Genomic DNA, 3,216 nt, shown 5'->3' on the forward strand with positions numbered 1-3,216 from the left:
ATCGAAACCATTGAATGCAACTCTTTTAAGCAAACATTTGAAAGCTTAAAGAAACGCGAAGCAGACTACGTAGTAATGGCTATCGAAAACAGCATTGCCGGTAGCATTCTGCCAAACTACACTTTGCTGCTTGATTACGGCTTTCCCGTGGTTGGCGAAATTTATCTGCCTATCCAACTGCACCTGATGGCTTTGCCCGGTGTAAAGTTTGAGGACATTAAATATGTAACCTCCCACCCTATTGCCCTGCGCCAGTGTGTTGATTTTTTTGACGAATACCCGCACCTTAAAATTGTGGAAAGTAGTGATACTGCCGCCTGCGCAAAACGCATTAGGGATGAGCAATTGACCGATACCGTTGCAGTTGCCAATGCGCTGGCAGCCCAGCTTTATGGCCTGGACGTGCTGGAACGCCGTATCGAATCAAACAAAAGGAATTTCACCCGTTTCCTGATCATGACTCAGCATGATAATGTTGAGAAGAAACCAGCTAACAAAGCCTCATTATGTTTCCAGGTGAGTAACAAAGTTGGTGCATTAGCTAAAGTGCTCAATATTTTTGCCGAAGAAGGTGTAAATATGAGCAAAATTCAGTCGATGCCGATTTTGGGTAAACGTAACGAGTACAATTTTTATGTAGATGTTGAATGGGATGAACAAAAGCAATATGATGCTTCGATAAGGCAGATCCTTAAATACACCCATAACTTCAACATCCTCGGCGAATACGAAAGGCATGATGACGAACCAGGAACTACTCCGAAACCACAACGCGCTGAAAGGAGTATCCGCAAGTATATCAATATCAGGCGTAACGCTTAAGCTGAGGAGCAATATCAAACAGAAACCCAAAAAATTAACATAATTAAATTTATCAACTAACATTCCCGGCTATCACCGGATAAATAAAAAAACAAGATGAAACTAAATTTAAACATACAGCCGCTTAACACCTGGATCAAAACAGGTAAGGAACCTCTGGTAATTTCAGGCCCTTGCAGCGCTGAAACAGAAGAGCAATTAGTAGCCACAGCACATTTATTAGCCCAAACAGGAAAAATTTCAGCTTTGCGTGCAGGTATCTGGAAACCACGTACCCGCCCGGGTGAGTTTGAAGGTATTGGCAGCATAGGTTTAGAGTGGTTAAAACGCGCTAAAGAAGAAACCGGCCTACCAACTGCTGTTGAAGTTGCTACCGCAAAACACGTTGAAGAAGCTTTAAAAGCAGGTGTTGATATTCTTTGGGTAGGCGCACGTTCAACTGCAAACCCTTTTACTGTTCAGGAAATTGCTGATGCATTAAAAGGTGTTGACGTTCCTGTAATGGTTAAAAACCCGGTAAACCCTGATCTTTCATTATGGGTTGGCGCTTTAGAGCGTATCAATAACGCAGGCATCACTAAACTGGCTGCTATTCACCGTGGTTTCTCATCTTACGAAAAATCAGCTTTCCGTAATGAGCCAATGTGGGATGTTGCTATCAGCCTAAAAACATTAGCTCCTGAGTTGCCTATCATCAATGATCCAAGTCACATCACTGGTAACCGTGATTTGATTGGCTACATTTCACAAAAAGCGTTAGATCTTGATATGCAAGGCTTAATGATCGAATCACACATTGATCCAAGTGTAGCATGGACTGACGCAAAACAACAGGTTACTCCTGCTGCCCTTGCTGATATCATCGACCATTTAACTTTACGTAAACCTGAAGTTAAAAACTCAGAAGTAAGCGATAAACTGGCCGAACTACGTAACCAGATCAACAAGATCGATGACCTGGTGATCCAGAAAATTGCTGAACGTATGCAGATTGCTGAAAAAATCGGTCAATACAAAAAAGATAACAACATTACCATTTTACAAGTTGGCCGTTGGGATGAGATCCTGCAAAAACGTACAACCTATGGTAAAGCATTAAAATTAAGCGCAGAGTTTACCGAAAAATTGCTTGAGCTGGTTCACAACGAATCTATCCGCAGGCAAACAGAAGTAATGAACGCAGACGCAGCTCAAGGCCAGGCAGCAGAAAAACTTACACACGCCTAATTTTTTAATGATGCATAACATCATCCTTAAAAGAAACAACAAGCTCATTAACGGTACGGTTAACCTCACTGGTTCAAAAAGTGAGTGTAACCGTGCCCTCATCATCGAAGCGCTAAGCCAGGGCAAAGTAAAGGTAGAAAACGTATCTGATGCCGCTGATGCTGTTTTACTGGCAGGTATTTTGAGAGCGACTCAAGAGTCAGGAATCAAGAACCAGGAGGTTTTAGCAGGCGATGCTTCTTCTGAGTCCGAGATCGAAAATTGTAAATCTCAAATCGTTGATATCGGTCCGGCGGGTACGGCTATGCGTTTTTTAACGGCTTACTATGCCATTCAGGAAGATGAGGTTATCTTAACCGGCAGCAAGCGTATGAAAGAAAGACCGATAGGAATATTGGTTGACGCATTGCGGGTGCTGGGTGCCAATATTGATTATGAGGAGAATGACGGTTATCCTCCCATCAAACTAAAAGGTGGCTTTAAGCAGCAAACCAGCAAGATCAGTATCAAAGGCAATATTAGCAGCCAGTACATTACAGCTTTGTTGCTGATAGCAGCCCGACTTCCTTTAGGTCTGGAGTTGCATATTGAGGGTGAGTTAACTTCACGCCCTTATGTGGAAATGACTTTGGCCATGCTGGAAACTTCTGGTATCAAGCATATGTGGGTAGGTAATGTTATCGCAATTGCAAACCAGGAATTTACGACAACATCATTATATGTTGAACCGGACTGGAGCGCTGCTTCCTACTGGTACGCCATTGCCGCATTGGCTGATGAGGCCGAACTGTTTTTAACAGGCCTTACACCTTACAGCTTACAGGGCGATAGCGTGATCACCGAGATCATGGCTAACTTTGGTATCACTTCGCAATTCAGGGATGGCGGTGTTCATTTGAAAAAAGAGAACAAACCAATTTCGCGCCGCGAGTTTGATCTGAAAGAATGTCCCGATCTGGCACAAACTGTAATTGTTGTTTGCGCGGCGCTTAACCACGAAGCATCATTCACAGGTTTGGAGACCTTAAAGATCAAGGAAACCGACCGCATCCTGGCTCTGCAAACCGAGCTTGGCAAAATGGGTGTTAAACTGATTGAAAAAGACGAAATTTACTCGCTTGATTGCAGCGGTAAGTTTATTCCGGATAATATCTTCATCAATACTTA

General features: G+C 43.1%; 3 protein-coding genes. All 3 read left to right on the forward strand.

What is annotated here, in order from left to right; translation table 11 throughout:
• On the forward strand, positions 1-822 hold an 822-nt coding region (locus tag VF500_RS09720; RefSeq protein ID WP_330859487.1), incomplete at its 5' end, for a prephenate dehydratase.
• Positions 823-918: 96 nt separating this feature from the next.
• A complete protein-coding gene (locus VF500_RS09725) occupies positions 919-2,049 on the forward strand; it encodes a chorismate mutase (RefSeq protein ID WP_330859488.1) in 1,131 nt (376 codons plus the stop codon).
• Positions 2,050-2,056: 7 nt separating this feature from the next.
• Positions 2,057-3,216 (forward strand): 3-phosphoshikimate 1-carboxyvinyltransferase (locus VF500_RS09730; protein ID WP_330859489.1); only part of this gene is annotated, 1,160 nt, incomplete at its 3' end.

Origin of the sequence: Mucilaginibacter sp., from assembly GCF_036383575.1 — a bacterium.
Classification (GTDB): Bacteria; Bacteroidota; Bacteroidia; order Sphingobacteriales; family Sphingobacteriaceae; genus Mucilaginibacter.